Source organism: Pseudomonas sp. G166 (assembly GCF_037027455.2).
GTDB lineage: Bacteria > Pseudomonadota > Gammaproteobacteria > Pseudomonadales > Pseudomonadaceae > Aquipseudomonas.
This window is the reverse complement of the sequence record NZ_CP146985.1, coordinates 2,646,254-2,663,492: the sequence shown is the minus strand read 5'-3', so window position 1 is coordinate 2,663,492 and position 17,239 is coordinate 2,646,254. Positions and strand designations below refer to the sequence as shown.

Here is a 17,239-nt window from a genome sequence, read left to right as displayed (position 1 = left end):
GCTCACCCGGCACGCAAAAGCGGCCAGGTGAAAGTTATCGACGGCGGTTCACTGTTCGCTGGCGCAGTCACGTGGGGTGATGCCCTTTTCCTTGGCGTAGGCGGCGGATTTGGCTTCGATCAATGGACGCAAAGTGGCGCGGTCGGCCTGGACCCAGTCGGTCAGCAGCACCCATTTCTCGCCATCCCATTGCTGCACGCGCGCCGCACCACCCCCCTCATGGTCGGAGCAGGACAGTTTCAGCGGCGGCAGCAGGCCTTCGAAACCACTGGCCTTGAGCCGCGCGGCATCGATGTCCAGGTGTTCGAAGCCCCAGCGCGCTTCTTCGCCGTTGAGCGGACGGTTGCCGAACTTGGCCTGGGCCGTGCGCAGCGCCTCGACGGCGATGGCCGCATTGATCAGGCCGATGTTGTAGTAGACCTTGCCGAAGTAGCTGTGGTCCTTGAGGTCGCTCTTGCCGGTGTCGAGGATCGACTGGCGCAAGCGCTTGTGGATCTCGAAACCGTCGCCACCCGGAAACGGCGCAAGCGCCTGGTAACCCTTGGCGGCCGTACCGGCCGGAATCACATCGGCCTCGGAACCGGCCCAGACATCGCCAATGAGGTGATCTACCGGGATGCCGAATCTTGCGGCGGTCTTGATCCCCACCGGGGTGGAAACACCCCAGGTGCGCAGGAATACCCAGTCCGGTTTGATCTGGCGCACCTGACGCCATTGCGCGGACTGCTCATTGCCAGGATCGGCTACCGGAATCTGGATGTTCTCGAAACCGTACTTCTGCGCCAGCAAGGTCATCGGCGCCTGGGTTTCCCGGCCGTAGGCAGAATCGTGGTAGACCGTGACGATCTTCTTGCCCTTGAGCTTGTCGAAACCGCCCTCGCGCTCGGCGATGTAGTTGATGCCTACCGAGGCCTGGCCGTAGTAATTGAGCAACAATGGAAAGGCATAGGGAAACACGCTGCCATCGGTGGATTCGGTACGCCCGCCGGCGCCGTCGATCAGCGGGATCCGATCCGCCGCGCCTTTCTCCATCAGCGCATAGGAACCCGGCGTGCTATGGGTGAAGAAGAACGCTGTTGGCGCGCCGTCGAGCCCGCCCTTGTAGCGTTCATAGCACTCGACGATGCGGTCGACGTTCCACTCGGTCTCGCATTCCTGCCAGACCAGCTTGACGCCGTTGATGCCGCCCTCCACCTCGTTGATATAACGGAAATAGTCGATTTCCCCAGCCCACCAGGGGATGCCGCTGGAAGCGTAGGCGCCAACCCGGTAAGTGGCCATAGGAATGAACTGCTGGTGGCCGGCGGCCTGGGTGGTGGCCGGCAGCAGGGCCTGGGCCCCGAATACGAAAAGACTGGCGAGCAGGAAGCGATGCAAGGTTTTATGCATGGTCTGTACTTCTTGTGGAGTGTTGGAAACCTCCTTTCCCTGGGTCGGGTCAAGGTCAGTCGAGTCGTGGGTCGGCGCTCAGAACCGCAGCGGCCAGACCCGGAAACGTTCGCGCAGGTCGCCGAGCAGGCGTACCAGCCCCTCCGGCTCCTTGATCAGGAACCAGATGATCAGGCCGCCGAAAAGCACCTTCTGCAGGTTCTGCAGTTGCCCGGCGTCGACATTGCCGTTGAACAACCATTGCCCGGCATGACTGAGCAGGATCGGCGTGAGGCTGATGAAAGCGGCGCCGATGAAGCTGCCGGCGATACTGCCCATGCCACCGATAATGATGATGAACAGAATCTGGAACGAACGGTTGATATCGAAACTGCCGGCACTGGCCGTACCCAGGTAGGCGAAGGCCCAGAGTGCCCCGGCGATTCCCAGGTAAAAGGAACTGACGGCGAAGGCCAGGCGCTTGTAGCGCTCCACAGGAATGCCGATCACCGCGGCAGCGGTATCCATGTCGCGGATCGCCATCCAGTTGCGGCCGACCTGGCTGCGCACCAGGTTGACCGCCACCCAGGTCAACAGCACTACGCAGGCCAGGGTCAACAGGTAGCGACCCAGTGGGGTGGTCAGGTTGTGGCCGAACAGTTCCAGGCGCGGTGCGCTGATGGTGCCGGACGAGGCGTAGTTGTAGAACCAGGGAAACTTGGCGAACACCCACTCCAGGAAGAACTGCGCGGCGAGCGTAGTGACCATCAGGTAGAAGCCCTTGATCCGCGAACTGGGGATGCCAAACAGTAGTCCCACCAGCCCGGCGATCAGGCCGCCACCGAGCAGTGCCAGCGGTAACGACAATCCCGGCACGCGCAGCAGCAGGCCGTAGGTGGCAAAGGCGCCCACCGCCATGAAGCCGGCGGCGCCTACCGATGTCTGCCCGGCGTAGCCGGTCAGCAGGTTCAGACCGAGGCCGGCGAGCGACAGCACCAGGAAAGGAATCAGGATGGCGTTGAGCCAATAGTCGTTGCCCAACCAGGGCAGCCCGACGAAGGCCACCAGCAATAGCAACAGCAGGCCCGGCGACCAGCGCCGACGCACCAGGGTCAGCGGCGCTTCGTCGAAGCTGGCACTCAGGCGCGGAACAATAGCGGTCATGGCGTCATACCCGTTCGATGGTCCGGTCGCCGAACAGGCCGGCCGGACGGATGTAGAGGAAAATCAGGGCGAGGAAATAAGCGAACCAGGGCGTAATGCCACCGCCGATCAGCGGACCGATATAGGCCTCGGCGAGATTCTCCGCAGCACCGACGATCAGCCCGCCAACGATGGCCCCGCCAATCGAGGTGAAACCGCCGATGATCAACACCGGCAACGCCTTGAGCACAACCAGCGAAAGCGAGAACTGCACGCCCTGGCGCGCGCCCCAGAGCAGCCCGGCAACCAGCCCGACCACCCCGGCCACAGCCCAGACGATCTGCCAGATACGGTTAAGGTTGATACCCAGTGACAGCGCCGCACGGGTATCGTCGGCCACCGCGCGCAGGGCAACACCGATACGGGTCTTGTTGAACAGCAAGGCCAGCACCGCCACCAGCAGCGCAGACACCCCGGCAGCGATCAGGTCGAACTGACTGATCATGATCTCACCGATGAACAACGGGACGTCCTCGATACCCAGGTCCAACGCACGCACCTGAGCGCCCATCAGTCCTTGGGCCAAGCCTTCGATGACGAATGACAGGCCGAGGGTGGCCATGAACAGAGTAATCTGCGAGCGATTGACCAACGGCCGCAGCACCAGGCGCTCGATCAGCAGTGCGCCAACGATCATCACCAGCACTGTCAGGGCCAATGCCAGGGCGAAGGGGACGCCCTGTTCGTGCAGGCTGACGAAGGTCAGCGCGGCGAACAGCAACATGGCGCCCTGAGCGAAGTTGAACACGCCGCTGGCCTTGTAGATCAGCACGAAGCCGATGGCCACCAATGAATACATGGTGCCAGCCAACAGCCCGCCGATCAGGGTTTCCAGGAAGAAGTTCATGAGTGCGGCGTCCCCAGGTAAGCGGCGATCACCTCGGGATTGGCCTGGACTTCGGCCGGCGTGCCATCGCCGACCTTGCGTCCATAGTCCAGCACCACCACATGGCTGGACAGGCCCATGACCACCTGGATGTCGTGTTCGATGAGAATCACTGTGGTGCCGAGGTCGCGATTGATATCGGCGATGAAACGGCTCATCTCCTGTTTCTCCTCGGCGTTCATGCCGGCCATCGGTTCGTCGAGCAACAGCAGGGTCGGCTGCGCGATCAACGCCCGGCCCAGCTCCACGCGCTTCTGCAAGCCGTAGGCCAGGCTGCCCACAGCGACGTCGCGCCAGGCTTGCAATTCGAGGAATTCCAGCACCCGCTCGGCACGCTCGGCGAAAGCGCGTGCCTCACGCCGCGCGCGCGGCAGGCCTAAAGCCTGTTCGAGAAAAAACGTCCGCTGGAAGCGCGACAGGCCGGTGAGCAGGTTGTCCACCACGCTCATTTTCTTGAACAGCGCGTTGTTCTGGAATGTCCGGCCGATACCGAGCCGCGCCGCCTTCAGCGGATGCGGGCGGCGCAACGGCTCGGCGGCGAAGAACAACTGGCCGGCATCGGCCCGGTAGACGCCGTTGAGGATGTTCAGCAGCGAACTCTTGCCCGCGCCGTTCGGCCCGATCAGCGCGCAGATCTCGCCAAGCTTTACGCTGAACGAGAGATCGGAAATCGCTTTCACGCCCCTGAACGACAGCGACACGTTGCGCACCTCCAGCAGCGCACTCATGCCGCTCGCTCCAGGTACTCTTGCAACCACGATTGACGCGCCGGGCCATGCAGCACCGCGTCTGCGGGAACGCTCGGCACCTCGATCCGGCGCAGCCGCTCAAAGCCCAGCAGGTGCCGCACCCGCGCCTTGAGCCAGCGTCGCAGGCCACGCCGCGGATCATCCAGGGTCCACTCGCACAGGCGGCGTCGCCAACTGCCTGGAAGTGGCAGGCGAGCTTCGATTTCCGCCGCCAGCGATTCGACTCGCGCAGCCGACAGCAGCAAGGCGGTCGGGGCGATCTCGCGCCGATCACGGCTGGCCGACTCGCGGGTTTCCGGAAACGCCAGGGCTTCGCCACGCTGCAGCCAGCGACTGAACAAGTGGGCCAGGCCGTCGCGCCATTCGGTGCCTTCATCGACCCACACCACCTCATCTCCGGCGACCTGCGTCCAACCCTGACGCTGCGTCGTCGGTGCCCCACCGACAAACAGTTCCGACAGCGACTGCACCTGCCACAGGCCGCTGCTCGTGGCATTGGCCTGGGCCGAGTACAGGCGCAGCGGCCACTGCTCGTCGAGGCCGCTGTGCAGCCAGTGCGAGACACTTTCGCGACGCTGGACGAAGGCGAACGCCGGGCGGGCCAGGCGCAACTGGCGCTGCAGGTCCTCGCCACGGCTGTCGCGGCCGATCACCACGCTGTGTCCGCCAAGCTGGCGGGCGGCCAGCGCCAGAATCAGCAGGCTCGGCTCGAAGGCACCACTGAGCGCCAGTCGCGTGCCAGGGACAAAGCCCTGCTGGCGCAAACCATCGCAAACACGCTCGACCTCGCGCTGCACATCGATCCAACGCCAGGCCTTCCAGAGGCCGAGGCGCCGATGGCGCAGGGCGATCTGCGTCGGGCGCTCCCTGGCCCAGCGCTGCAATGCCCCCAGGGCGTCGTCGGCCACCAGCTCGGGCGGTGAAGCATTGAGTTCGTAGACGCTCATACGGCTACTCCCCCGCCAGCCAAGGCCGGCTCGGCAAGGTTGGCACGCTCGGCCTGGCGGCTCAGGTCCCTATAGCCCGCGCCGGGATGGTTGGCGGGTAGCCGTGGGCCGTCGCCGAACAACTTGTCGCGCAGGGTGCCTGGGCGATACTCGGTCTTGTACGCACCGCGCTTCTGCAACTCGGGCACCAGCAGTTCGACCACATCGCGAAAGGTTTCATGGGCCAGGGCATAGGCCAGGTTGAAACCGTCCACGTCGGTTTCCTCCACCCAGCCCTGCAATTCATCGGCCACGGTTTGCGCACTGCCGACAATCAACGGGCCGAAGCCGCCGATGCCGACCCAGTCGGCCAGTTCCTGTACCGTCCACTGCTTGTCCGGGTCGGCGGTGGAGAAGGTCTCCACGGCCGACTGAATGGCGTTGGTATGGATGTGCTTGAGCACCTGGTCGGGCCGGTACTGGCCGAAGTCGATGCCGGTCCAGCCGGAAATCAGCGCCAGCGCGCCCTCATAGCTGCTGTAGGATTTCAGCTCTCGCCACTTGGCCTGCGCCTTGGCGTCGGTCTCGTCGACGATCACCGTCTGCAGATTGAAAATCAGCACCTTGCGCGGATCACGCCCCGCCTCGGCGGCGCGGCGGCGGATATCAGCCACGGTCTTCTTCAGAATCACCTTGGACGGTGCAGCGACAAACACGCATTCGGCATGCCCGGCGGCGAAATCCTTGCCACGACTCGATGCCCCCGCTTGATAGAGCACCGGCGTGCGTTGCGGCGAGGGTTCGCAGAGGTGGATGCCCGGTACCTGGAAGTGCTTGCCCTGATGACGGATCTCATGGACCTTGCTCGGGTCGCTGAAAATCCCGCGCTCACGGTCGCGCACCACCGCGCCCTCCTCCCAGCTGCCTTCGAACAACTTGTAGAGCACCTCCAGGTATTCATCGGCGTAGTCGTAGCGCGCATCGTGGTCACTCAGGGCTTTTTGCCCGAGATTGCGTGCTCCGCTGTCGAGGTAGGAAGTGACGATGTTCCAGCCGATGCGCCCCTTGGTCAGGTGGTCCAAGGTCGACAGGCGACGGGCGAAAGGATATGGATGTTCAAAGGTCAGCGAAGCGGTGAGGCCGAAGCCCAGGTGTTCGGTCACCAGCGCCATCGGCGTGATCAACGCCAATGGGTCGTTGACTGGCACCTGGGTGGCCTGACGGATGGCGGCATCGCCGTTGCCGCCGAGCACGTCGTAGATACCGATCACATCGGCAATGAAGATGCCGTCGAACTTGCCGCGCTCCAGCAGCTTGGCCAGGTCGGTCCAGTAGTCCAGGTCCTTGTACTGCCAGGCGCGATCTTTGGGATGCCTCCAGAGACCAGGCGACTGATGACCGACGCAGTTCATCTCGAAGGCATTCAAACGAATTTCCCGTGGCATGGTAACTCCCGCTCGATAGATTCAGCACCACTTCCCGGTGCCTCTCACTGCTCTATCACACGATTCGTGCCAAGAAATAATTCGTTTATTTACAGCTAGTTAGATAATCATCCAGGCAGTGACCATGCCTGTACAGAGACACCCCTGTTGATCAACTGTCCAGCGTCAGACAGTGTGCGTCGAGCGGAACCACGGCCGCTCATTCGATTTTTCTCGCCGACCAAGTCTGTCAGGCCAATCACACCCGGCTCGAAGGCCCGGTCATCGGTTCTCCGGGCACTGGAATCGCAACCCAGAGGCGCCTACCACACTGCAATATGCGAATCCGCCCTGGGCTCGGTACCGCCACACAGCACGCCGCTGACCGGGTCGCGCAGAATGATTTGACCCCGCCCGTAATCGGTCAGGTCGCTGGCGATCTGCACCTCATGACCTCGCCGCGCCAGGGCATTGGCCAGGTCGCGGGAGGCGCCATGCTCGATGCCGACTTTCATTTCGCCCAGCCATTGCCAGCGCGGAGCATCCAGGGCCGCTTGCGGGTTCAGGCCGAAGTCCACCAGGTTCATCACCATCTGCACATGGCCTTGAGGCTGCATATAGCCGCCCATCACGCCGAAAGGGCCGAGGGCCTGGCCATTCTGGGTGAGGAAGCCAGGGATGATGGTATGGAAGGTCTTCTTGCCCGGGGCCAGGCAATTGGCGTGACTCGAATCGAGGCTGAACTCCTGCCCGCGATTCTGCAGGGCAATACCGCTGTCGGGCAGCACCACGCCGGAGCCAAAGCCATGGTAGTTGCTCTGGATGAACGAGACCATGTTGCCTTCCCCGTCCGCCGTCGCCAGGTACACCGTGCCGCTGGCGTGGGGATCACCGGGCTTGGGCGCCCGCGCTTGTTCGCTGATCTGGGCGCGACGGCGGGCACTGTACTCGTCGCTCAACAGGTCAGCCACCGCCACGCGCATGTGCGAGGGGTCGGTGATGTAGTGCAGGCCGTCGCTGTAGGCCAACTTCATGGCCTCCAGTTGGCGATGCCAGGTTTGCTGGCTGTCGCGATGATCGAAGTTGAAGCCTTCCAGTATTTTCAGCGCCATCAAGGCCACCAGGCCCTGCCCGCTCGGTGGGATTTCCCAGACATCGACGCCTCGGTAGTTGATGTGGATCGGCGCCACCCATTGGGCGCGGTAATCCTGCAGGTCCGTGGCGCGAAGGTAGCCACCGCTGGCCCGGGAGTGGGCATCCAGGCGCTCGGCCAGGGCGCCGCGATACAGGCTTTCGCAGCGGGTGGCGGCCAGTTCTTCCAGGGTGCGGGCCTGGGCCGGGTTGCGAAAAATCTCCCCAGCCCGTGGCGCGCGCCCGTCAATCAGAAAGGTCTCGAACCAGGCATTCAGGACCTGATCACGATGGGGCGTGAACTCGTTCAGCGCGATCTGCCATTGATGGGCAACCACCGGCGACAGCGCGAAACCGTCCCGCGCCAGGCTGATCGCCGGCTGCAGCAACACGGCAAAGGGCAGCTTGCCGAAACGCTGCGACAACTCGGCCCAGGCCGATGGACAACCCGGGACCGTCACCGGCGTCCAGCCATAGAGCGGCATCTGCTCATGGCCGGCCGTCTTGACCGCCTCGATACTCAAGGCAGCCGGTGCATGGCCATTGCCGTTGAGGCCGTGCAGTTGGCCTTTGCACCAGACCAAGGCAAAAGCATCGCCACCGATACCGCAGCCAGTGGGTTCGACCACCGTCAGCGCCGCCGCCGTGGCGATGGCGGCATCAATGGCGTTGCCGCCCTTTTGCATGATCTCGATGCCTGCCTGGGCCGCCAGGGGCTGGGAAGCGGCGACCATGCCCCGGCGGGCAAAAACGCTTTGGCGTTGTGACGGATAAGGGTACTCGTGAGCAGAAAATTTCAGCATGGCAAAAGGCTCTTCAACACAAGGATTCATTGGCAGGACTTAGGGCGAACACCCTGGCAAAGGTCATAACACGCGGCTGAGAAAAGCCCGGGTTCGAGGGTGCGTGGGGTGGCTGAAGATCTGCTCCGGCGGGCCTTGCTCGATGAGCTCACCCTGGTCCAGCACCACCACACGGTCTGCCACTTCGCGGGCAAAACCCATTTCATGGGTGACCACGACCATGGTCATGCCCTCCTCTGCCAACGCTTTCATCACTTGCAGCACCTCGCCAACGGTTTCCGGATCGAGAGCGCTGGTGGGCTCGTCGAACAGCATGGCCTGGGGTTTCATCGCCAGGGCGCGGGCAATCGCCACCCGCTGTTGTTGCCCGCCGGAGAGCATCGAGGGGTAGTGATTGGCCTTGTCCGCCAGGCCGACCCGCTCCAACAGCTTGCGAGCCTGTTCCAGCGCTGCGGCGCGAGGTATGCCGAGCACCTGGATCGGCGCCTCGATGATGTTTTCCAGGGCCGTCATGTGGGGGAACAGGTTGAAGCGCTGAAACACCATGCCGATGTCCCGGCGCTGGCGGGCGATGTTGCGCTCCGAATCGCGCACCAGGCTACCGTCAGCCCGCTCGCGATACCCCATGGCCCGGCCATTGACGCGGATGCGCCCGCCCTGGATGTCTTCCAGCAGATTGATGCAGCGGATAAAGGTGGTCTTGCCCGAGCCGGAAGCGCCAATCAGCACCACCACTTCGCCACGCCGTACTTGCAGGGATATACCCTTAAGGATCTGCAGCTCGCCAAAAGACTTGTGCACATCCAGGGCCTCGATGATCAGCTCTTCGCTTTTGTGCGCCATGGTTAACGAGCCCTCAGCAGGTTCAGGGTGCTGCGACCGAACATCCGCGTCGACGCTGGCGGTGGTGACGAGGGCCGGTCCGATTGACCGAAACGGGCCTCCAGCCAGCGCTGGAAAAAGCCCCACAACGTGGTCAGCAACAGGAAGTAGATCGCCACCACCAGGTACAGCTCGAACACCCGGAACGTTGCCGACGTGACCATTTGGGTGCTGAGCAGCAGCTCCTGTACGCCGATCACGCTGACCAACGTGGTGTTCTTGAGCATCACGTTGAATTCGTTGCCCAGCGGCGGGACGATGACCCGGAACGCCTGGGGCAGGACGACACGGCGCATCAGCTTGGCGAAGGTCATGCCCAGGGAACGCCCGGCTTCGTATTGGCCCTTGTCGACCGCGCCGATGCCGGCCCGAATGATCTCGGCCATATAAGCGCCCTCGTTGAGGCCCAAAGCAATGATCGCCGCCTGGATATTGCCGGGGATCACCAGGCCGAACAGGTCAATGTCTTCGAAGCGGAAAATCCCGCCGGCAGCCAGTGCGGTGTAGAGAAAAACGATTTGCACCAGTAGCGGCGTGCCCCGCATCAGCCATACGTAAAAGCGCACCGGCAGGTTCAGCAACGGGTTACGCGACAATCGCAGCAACGCCGCGGCCAGCCCCAGCACACAGCCCAGCAGCATCGCCAGCACGCTGATCAGGCAGGTTAGCCAGAGCCCGGTGAGGTAGACCCCACTGGGTTGTAGCAGGTACAGCCAGAACACATCCCAATTGAAATTCATCGATGGTTCACCTCAATCGAGTGTGTCACTGGCGACATGCCATTTACCGAGCAGTTGGCTGTAGCTGCCATCACTGCGCATGTCGCTGATCACTTGCTGGACCGCAGTGGTCAGTTGCGGATCATCCTTGCGAATGCCCAGGCCAGTGAGAATCCGGCTGAAGGCTGGGACCCCTTCTTCAAACAGGTCGGGGGCCATGGCAGCGTAATACCCGGCGGTTTCCACGGTGGTGCCGTAGGCGTCCACCTGACTGATGCGCAAGGCTTGGAAAGCATCGGTGTCGGTGTTGTAGACCACCAGTTTCATTGCAGGCTTGCCGGTCTTGGCCAGGGTTTCGTTCTCGGCGTCGAGCAGGGTCTTGATGGTGGAACCGTTGAGCACCGCGACCTTGTGCCCGGACAGGTCCGACAGCGTCTTGAGGCCCTTTGGATTGCCCTTGGGCACCACCACCGCCTGGCTGGAATACATGTAGTTGACGATGTCGATCACCTCGCGGCGCTCGGGCTTGTCAAACAACTGGTCGACGATCATGTCGCACTGCTTGGCCAGCAAGGCCGGGAGCAGTCCGGAAAAGGGAATGACCCGCCACTCGACCTTCTTGCCACCCAGGCGCTTGGCGATTTCCAAGCCCAGGTCGACGGTCAGGCCACGGGGTTTCTGCGCTTCATCGAAAGACACCAAGGGTGGCGAATCCATGCCCGAGCAGTAGACAAGTTTATCGACCTTGAGCAAGCGCTCCGGAACAACAGGCGCGGCAACCGCCCACTGAGCACAGAATCCCAAGGATAAGGCGGCAACCAACACGCGAGGCTTATGCATGACCAGACACTCCAGTTCAGTTAGTAACGGGCAGTACTCAAAGTCAAAACACGGCAGGATCTAGTGTCCTGCTCTGGTTATTTTTTCGATTGCAGGAACTCGATCAATTCAGGAACGGTGCCTTCGATGTGCGCACGCACCACCGCCTCGGCCTTCTCGGCGTCGCCAGCACGAATCGCGTCGAGGATCAGCATGTGCTCCTGGCGTGCACTGAGGGGTTTGTCCACGTGTTGCAGCCACAGGCGCATGGGCGCCTCGATCAGTGAATAGAGGGCACTGATCTGTTTCAGCAAGCGGGGTCGACCGCTGAGGCTGCACAGGTATTCATGAAAGGCGCGATGCCGGCTGACCCACTCGGCACTTTCCTCGCGGTAATCGTCCATCTCGTCCAGCAGCCGCTCCAAGGCAGCCAATTGACGCTCGCCGATCCTGGCTACCGCGACACGGATCGCCAAGCCTTCAAGGACGCTACGCATCTCGAAGACTTCATGCAGCTCTTCGATATCCAGGCCACTGACAATGGCCCCGCGATTGGGCCGAAGGGTCACCAAACCCTGGGCATCCAATCGACGAAACGCCTCGCGCACGGGCATGCGACTCATGCCGATTTCGCTGGCGATGTCTTCGGCGATCAACCGGTCACCCTTGCGGAATCGACCGCCGCAAATGGCATCCAGCAGGAAGTTGTATGCCTCCTCCTCGGCCGTCATCGGCGGGCGTTCAACGTAACTCGGAGCGAACTGCATGGCTGCACCTTTTGAATTTTTGTATCCAATTATCCATAAATTCAAAAAAGCAGGTTGCGTGCCAACTGCATGGATTGGTGTGCAAGTGATTGATTTTAGGGAAAGGGTCTTGCTGTGGGGCATGCAAGGCCCCGGCGTTACTTGGGTAGACGTGCTACCAAATGGCTCAGGCTGCGGCCATTACTGTGCACAGCGGTAGCCAGGTAACACTCAATCATCCAGCCCTGGGCGTGTCCGAAGGTGACTCACCAAACAGTGCTCGGTAATGCGTCGCGAAGTGGCTTAGGTGGAAGAACCCCATGGCGACGGCGATCTCACCGACATTCAGCGTGCTTGCACAGGTCGTGATCAAGCGCCGTCGTACGGCATTGAGCCTCAGGTTACGCAGGTACTCGACCGGACGCATTCCGGTGACCGCCTGGAAACTGTTTTGCAGGGTCCTGCGGCTCACCCGTAATTGCTCGCACAGATCAAGAATGCTCAGCGATGTATCACCACTGTCGACGACCAATTCCTGGCAGCGCTTGACCAGGTAGGCACTGACGGCGACGTTACCGCGACGGCCACGAACCTCGTCCGAGGCGTGACTGAACAGATCGAGGAAGGCGTTGAGCAGCACCTCTTCCAACATTTTTTCCGAGGCTGGCGTGATGGCATCCGCTTGTTCCAAAAGGTGACGGAACAACGGATGAATCCTTTGCTGGACCCTGAGCAGCACCGCTTCATCCACGCTGATCTGGGACTCGCTTTTCAAACGCTTGAGCTGTTCGTTCGACAGTTCGTAGGCCGCCAGTTTAGCGAAACGAACAGTGTCAACGTTGACCGCGAAAAAGTGCGTACCTTCCGGGGCATGCAAGACAAAGTCCTCGCCATCGCGCAGCAACACCACGCTGTGGGCGCCGACCTGATGCCCTTGGACCACCGGCGCACTGCCCAGCGACATGGCAATGCACAAGCGCCCTTTTGGTGCGCAGCCGCGTTGCACTACACGTTTATCCAGCACTTCCTGGAAAATCTGGAAGCGATCAGCGCAAATCTGTCGCAGCTCGCTGGAAAGGCATCCGCGACCGAGTTGGTCATAGACTTGTTGCCAGCCCAGGATGGAGCCGGCGTGTTGCTGGGGATCATTGAAGGTACGGACTTCGGCGAGCATGGTCATCGTTCCTCGGTGGTCCGGTTCTTATTGTCGGCTCATGATTTGCTCGATCCTCCCTGACGATGGCCGTGGTTCACGCCTGGAAAACCAAAGCCAGTTCCATGCCAAGCATGTGCAACCGGTACTCGCCCGCCTGGATAGCCATGGGTGGCAACAACGCTCCGGACAGCACGACGTGGCCCGCCTCAACGCACTGCCCGTCGGCCAGCAAGCGTCGCACCAGCCAGCACAGGTTTGCCTGGGGTGTGTCCTCGCGCGCCTGGGCATTGCCTTCGCCGCAGGGCACCCCGTCGCATTCCAGGCGATAGGTCACGTGGGCCAATTGCTCAGGATGAAACCTGATTCGCGAGCCAAGGCAATAAAGCCCCGCGGCGGCATTGTCGGCCAGAAACGCCCCGACGCCGAAACGCCAACCGTCCCAGCGACAATCGGCAATTTCGAACGCCGGCGTGACCTCTGACACGGCGGCCAGAATATCTTCGTCGCTGTAAAAACCAGGCACCAGCGTACGCCCCAGGACAAACGCCAACTCGATTTCCAGCTTGGGCTGGATCAGCCGGGCAAGCGCCAGCGTACTGCCGGGCTCCACAGTCATGGCATCGGTCAGCCCGCCCAATACCGGTTCATCAATACCAAAACGGTCCTGGGCAGCGCGGCCAGCGAAAGCCACCTTCCATCCGGTCAACTGCTCACCCGCGACCTGGCGTCGGCGCAATGCCTCGCGCTGCAAGGTGTAGCCCGCCGATAGGTCGAAGGCATGAGGCTCCAACGAAGGCAGGGCGTGTACGGCCTGCGCGGCATCGTGAAGCCGGATCAGCAGATCATCTTCGCGCCTCATGAGAGTTGCTCCGCCAGTTTGCGCAATACGCCTTCGAGCCGCTCGGGTGTGGTGATCGCCGCGACAAACCGATCCGGCCGTACCACCACGATGCAATCTCGCACCTTGGCAAACCACTCGCCCAGACGGTTATCGACGTCCTCGACGCAAATGGCGCCACCGGCAGACAAGGGCTGGTTACGCCCCACGCCACTGCGCGAACGATTGATCTGGATGAAGCGCGTGTCCCAGCGCGCCCACCAGGCGGCGGTCTGCTCGCTGAGCTGTTCGCTCGGATTGACCCGATACCCCAGCACCGCATAGGAATGCCCCAACACCTCGTCCAGGCGCCGGCGCTGGCCCTGGGCATCTTCGATAGACGGCTGGATGAACAACTGCCCGACCAGATCATCCTCATGCAGCTCGGCGCGCTCGTGATAAACCAGGCCTTTGGTAATGGTCGCCTTGGGTTTGAACTTGAATTCCAACAAGTGCGAACGCAGGTTGTCGACGCTGTTGACGGCCTGGAACAACCAGTCCCGGACACCGGCCATCAACGGATTGGTCAGCCCCAGGACGGCGCCCATGTTGTCGGCCAACGCGATGAGATCGGTCGCATGCCCACGGCGCTCCTGATCGTAGCTGGCAAGAATTGCCGGCGACGCGCGCCCTTGGAGAATCGCGGCAAGCTTCCAGGCGACGTTGGCGACATCCCGCAGGCCCGAATTGAGCCCCTGCCCGGCCCAGGGCGGGGAAATATGCGCCGCATCCCCCACCAGTGCCACCCGGCCCTGGACAAAGCGCGCCGCGACCCGGGAGTTATGGGTGTAGGCGCGGATCCGGATGATTTCCAGTTGATCGACCGCATCGCCGATATGCCCACGGATCAAGTCCCGGATCGTCGCCTCCTCGCACATCCTGGTCTCGTCTTCGCCCTCCAGGAGCATGAACTCCCAGCGCCGTTGCTGATACGGCAGGTAGATGCAGACGAAGGGGCGCTGAGGGTCGGCATGCAGGGCCGTATAAGGTGCATCCAGGGTGTCGTTGGCCGTGTCGATCACCACCCATTTGCGCGGATGGGTCAGCCCCAGCAGTTCGATACCGAGTTTCTTGCGCACGCTGGAACGTCCGCCATCGGCACCGATCACGTACTGCGCCTGCAATTGATAGAGCTCGCCCCCGGCATCGCGCACCTGCAAGGTCACGCCCTCGGCATCCTGCTCTAGGTCGAGCATTTCATGGCCCTGGCGCAACTGGACGCTGGTGTGTTTGCCCAGTTGCTCGCGCAACGTCGTTTCAAGCAACTGTTGCATGAAGATGTTGCGCATCGGCCAGCCATAGTTAGCCGTGCTCGGCTTGACCTCGGCAAAACAGACGCCGCGCGCATTGTAGTAACGCAACGGCACATTGCAGATCATGTCGCGCGCGGCCAACTCGGCGATGCCGATGCCTTGCAACACCCGCAGCGCCTCGTCATCCATGCCCACCGCGCGGGGATACGGCAGGACGCCGTCAGCCAGCTCAAGGACGACGCAGTCGATTCCGTACAGCCCCATGTAATGAGCAGCCGTGATCCCGTTCGGGCCGCCACCCACGATAACAACCTGGGTTTTCTCCTGCTTCATCGCTATTCACCGCTTTGTTGTTGTGGTTGTAGGCGTTGGTCGTGCAAATAATCCATGACGACAAGGTTGAACATCTCGCTCTGGTCATCATGGACGTAATGACTGGCGTCGGCGATTTCCTCTGCCCGTACCCATGGATTGGCTTGCTTGATCGCCTCAAGGGTCGCCAAGGGCAGGAAATCGGAACGCGCGCCACGGATGAACAGCGTCGGACAATCCAGTGCCCGTACCGCAGGCCAAAGGTCAGTCGGGGTAATACTCAGGCGCGCCTGGGCAATGCCTTGCTGATCGTGACGCCATTCGATTCCGGACAGCGTTTCTTTCATGGAGTGCATCAATCTGGAAGCCAACCCCTCCAGCGACAGGCCTGGTCGGGCCTGGCGCCAGAATTGAGCGGCACTCTCCCAGTCAGGAAACACCAGCGGCGTCTGGCTCATCTCGCGCCGAATGCGTTCGGCGCCATCACCACTGACCGAAGAGCCGGGACCGATGTCCTCGATCACCAAGGCTTGCAGTCGCCCCGGATTGAGCCGCGCATACTCCAAGGCATTGGTGCCGCCGAGGGAATGCCCCACCAGGACAAAACGCTGCAGTCCCAAATGCGCCACCAGGTCTTCAAGGTCGCTGACATAGACCTCGGTCCGGTAACTGGAGGGATCCGCCCAGTCGCTGTAGCCACGACCGCGCTGGTCAAGGGCATAGCAGCAGTAGCGCTCGCCCAGCGCATTGGCCAGGCCATCCCAGGTCTGGGCGTAGGAGCGCAGCCCGTGCAGCAACACCACCGCGATGCCCGACGGGTTGCCCCACGACAGATAGTGCAGGCGCATCTGCGAGCGATTAGTGAAGAAGTGGCTGTTTGCAGACATTCGTTTGCTCTCCACGATCAACCCACCTCAATGCAGGCCATCATTGCCCTTGATGTCTGCGGCCTGGAGACCGCCCAGGCGTGCATGCAAACGCCCGCGCGTGGCGAAGGCCCAGATGATGATCAACTCGTCCGCCGAGGGTCCATCACCGAACGACAGCGAGATGCTGTCGTAGTGCGAGCGGACATACAGCGCGTCCTTGTGAGCCAGCGGCACATCGATGGTCGCGCCAGGCCCGCCACGCTTGCCCGTGGAAGGGACCCAGGACTTGCCACCGCCCAATGCGACGCGGATCGGATCCGCCGCCGGATTGGTCAGCAATGCGTTGCCATGCTCGTACTCGCCCAGGCTGCCCACCAGGCACGCCTTGCCATAACTGACAACCTCACGCTGCCCCGCCAGTTCCTGTATGCGACGGCCAAATTCCTGGCCCAACAAAGGGGATGGCTCGATCAGTTCGGCCAGACTTTCGCTGTAGCGCCCGGCATAGGGATTGGCGATCACTGCGGCAATGGCGTATTTGAACAATGGTTCGCCATCGGCCAACTGGCCACTTTCGTTGGCCAGGGTTTCCTCGACGAAGCTATACCATTTGCGGATGTGGTAACTGGCGAAATTTGCGGTTTTCATAAGACAGGTCTCTTTAAAGTGGGTCGAGATCAAAATTGCGGCTGGGTGCTCCGGCGGCCTTGAAACGGGCCTTGCCTCGCTCATCGTCGTGTTCGGTCTCGAGAAAGAATTCCATGCGATTGCCGTCGGGGTCGTTGAAGTACACGCCGTTGCCGATTTCGTGATCGGTGATCTTCACCACCTCGATTCCCTTGGCGAGCAACATGCCGTAGAGCTGGCGCAGCGTGGTCATGTCACCCGCGATTTCCAGCCCGTAGTGCTGCAGGCCCAAGCCGCCCTGATGGGCCCCCGGTTCTGCGCGGATCAAGGCAATGTCGTGATGCTTGGCACCAAACGCCATCATGACCCAGCTATCACCCCTGGCGCTTTCGTGCATGCCCAGAACATCGGCGTACCAACGTGCCGACGCTTCAGGATCGCTCACGAACAGCGACAGGTGAGTTCGAACGACCTCGACTTTCATCGTGC

General features: G+C 61.9%; 18 protein-coding genes. 1 reads left to right on the top strand and 17 read right to left on the bottom strand.

What is annotated here, in order from left to right; translation table 11 throughout:
* Window positions 1–48: 48 nt before the first annotated feature.
* The 11 genes from SGN16_RS12025 to SGN16_RS11975 all read right to left on the bottom strand — a co-directional run bounded on the left by SGN16_RS12025 (window position 49) and on the right by SGN16_RS11975 (window position 11,677).
* Window positions 49–1,389 (bottom strand): ABC transporter substrate-binding protein, encoded by a 1,341-nt coding sequence (locus SGN16_RS12025; RefSeq protein WP_335944142.1) that lies wholly within the window; start codon window positions 1,387–1,389, stop codon window positions 49–51.
* Window positions 1,390–1,467: 78 nt separating this feature from the next.
* The gene (locus tag SGN16_RS12020) at window positions 1,468–2,532 is read right to left on the bottom strand and encodes a branched-chain amino acid ABC transporter permease (RefSeq protein ID WP_335944141.1); all 1,065 of its coding nucleotides are present in this window, start codon (window positions 2,530–2,532) and stop codon (window positions 1,468–1,470) included.
* 4 nt (window positions 2,533–2,536) lie between these two features.
* Complete coding sequence (locus SGN16_RS12015) at window positions 2,537–3,418, bottom strand: branched-chain amino acid ABC transporter permease (protein ID WP_210644259.1); 882 nt, start codon at window positions 3,416–3,418, stop codon at window positions 2,537–2,539.
* The gene (locus SGN16_RS12010) at window positions 3,415–4,185 is read right to left on the bottom strand and encodes an ABC transporter ATP-binding protein (RefSeq protein WP_210644257.1); all 771 of its coding nucleotides are present in this window, start codon (window positions 4,183–4,185) and stop codon (window positions 3,415–3,417) included. The genes SGN16_RS12015 and SGN16_RS12010 overlap by 4 nt, the downstream gene beginning before the upstream one ends.
* The gene (locus tag SGN16_RS12005; protein WP_335944140.1) at window positions 4,182–5,153 is read right to left on the bottom strand and encodes an AMP-binding protein; all 972 of its coding nucleotides are present in this window, start codon (window positions 5,151–5,153) and stop codon (window positions 4,182–4,184) included. Before SGN16_RS12005 ends, SGN16_RS12010 begins: the two co-directional genes overlap by 4 nt.
* A complete protein-coding gene (locus SGN16_RS12000) occupies window positions 5,150–6,577 on the bottom strand; it encodes an LLM class flavin-dependent oxidoreductase (protein WP_210644254.1) in 1,428 nt (475 codons plus the stop codon). Before SGN16_RS12000 ends, SGN16_RS12005 begins: the two co-directional genes overlap by 4 nt.
* 302 nt (window positions 6,578–6,879) lie before the next feature.
* Window positions 6,880–8,490 (bottom strand): gamma-glutamyltransferase family protein, encoded by a 1,611-nt coding sequence (locus SGN16_RS11995; protein WP_335944139.1) that lies wholly within the window; start codon window positions 8,488–8,490, stop codon window positions 6,880–6,882.
* Window positions 8,491–8,553: 63 nt separating this feature from the next.
* A complete protein-coding gene (locus SGN16_RS11990; protein ID WP_210644250.1) occupies window positions 8,554–9,333 on the bottom strand; it encodes an amino acid ABC transporter ATP-binding protein in 780 nt (259 codons plus the stop codon).
* Between the two features lie 2 nt (window positions 9,334–9,335).
* Window positions 9,336–10,112 carry an amino acid ABC transporter permease gene (locus SGN16_RS11985; protein WP_335944138.1) on the bottom strand — a complete coding sequence of 259 codons (777 nt, stop codon included), beginning with the start codon at window positions 10,110–10,112 and terminating at the stop codon, window positions 9,336–9,338.
* A 12-nt stretch (window positions 10,113–10,124) separates the two neighbouring features.
* Window positions 10,125–10,931 (bottom strand): ABC transporter substrate-binding protein, encoded by an 807-nt coding sequence (locus SGN16_RS11980; RefSeq protein ID WP_335944137.1) that lies wholly within the window; start codon window positions 10,929–10,931, stop codon window positions 10,125–10,127.
* A gap of 77 nt (window positions 10,932–11,008) precedes the next feature.
* A complete protein-coding gene (locus SGN16_RS11975; protein WP_210644244.1) occupies window positions 11,009–11,677 on the bottom strand; it encodes a GntR family transcriptional regulator in 669 nt (222 codons plus the stop codon).
* On the opposite strand from SGN16_RS11975, the gene SGN16_RS11970 reads away from it, so the two are divergent.
* Window positions 11,676–11,876: a hypothetical protein gene (locus SGN16_RS11970; RefSeq protein WP_335944136.1), complete on the top strand. Its 201-nt coding sequence runs from the start codon at window positions 11,676–11,678 to the stop codon at window positions 11,874–11,876. The two genes, SGN16_RS11975 and SGN16_RS11970, sit on opposite strands and share 2 nt — an antisense overlap.
* A gap of 15 nt (window positions 11,877–11,891) precedes the next feature.
* On the opposite strand, the gene SGN16_RS11965 is transcribed toward SGN16_RS11970, so the two are convergent.
* The 6 genes from SGN16_RS11965 to SGN16_RS11940 all read right to left on the bottom strand — a co-directional run bounded on the left by SGN16_RS11965 (window position 11,892) and on the right by SGN16_RS11940 (window position 17,234).
* Window positions 11,892–12,830, bottom strand: coding sequence for a helix-turn-helix domain-containing protein (locus SGN16_RS11965; protein ID WP_335944135.1), 939 nt, complete (start codon window positions 12,828–12,830; stop codon window positions 11,892–11,894).
* Between the two features lie 76 nt (window positions 12,831–12,906).
* Window positions 12,907–13,671, bottom strand: coding sequence for a 2-keto-4-pentenoate hydratase (locus SGN16_RS11960; protein WP_335944134.1), 765 nt, complete (start codon window positions 13,669–13,671; stop codon window positions 12,907–12,909).
* Window positions 13,668–15,275: a bifunctional 3-(3-hydroxy-phenyl)propionate/3-hydroxycinnamic acid hydroxylase gene (locus SGN16_RS11955; protein WP_210644237.1), complete on the bottom strand. Its 1,608-nt coding sequence runs from the start codon at window positions 15,273–15,275 to the stop codon at window positions 13,668–13,670. Before SGN16_RS11955 ends, SGN16_RS11960 begins: the two co-directional genes overlap by 4 nt.
* Before the next feature lie 2 nt (window positions 15,276–15,277).
* The gene (locus SGN16_RS11950) at window positions 15,278–16,141 is read right to left on the bottom strand and encodes an alpha/beta hydrolase (RefSeq protein ID WP_335944133.1); all 864 of its coding nucleotides are present in this window, start codon (window positions 16,139–16,141) and stop codon (window positions 15,278–15,280) included.
* Between the two features lie 27 nt (window positions 16,142–16,168).
* Window positions 16,169–16,771 carry an amino acid synthesis family protein gene (locus SGN16_RS11945; protein ID WP_335944132.1) on the bottom strand — a complete coding sequence of 201 codons (603 nt, stop codon included), beginning with the start codon at window positions 16,769–16,771 and terminating at the stop codon, window positions 16,169–16,171.
* Between the two features lie 13 nt (window positions 16,772–16,784).
* Entirely contained in the window at window positions 16,785–17,234 is a 450-nt protein-coding gene (locus SGN16_RS11940) for a VOC family protein (protein WP_135845951.1), read from the bottom strand.
* Window positions 17,235–17,239: the final 5 nt, after the last annotated feature.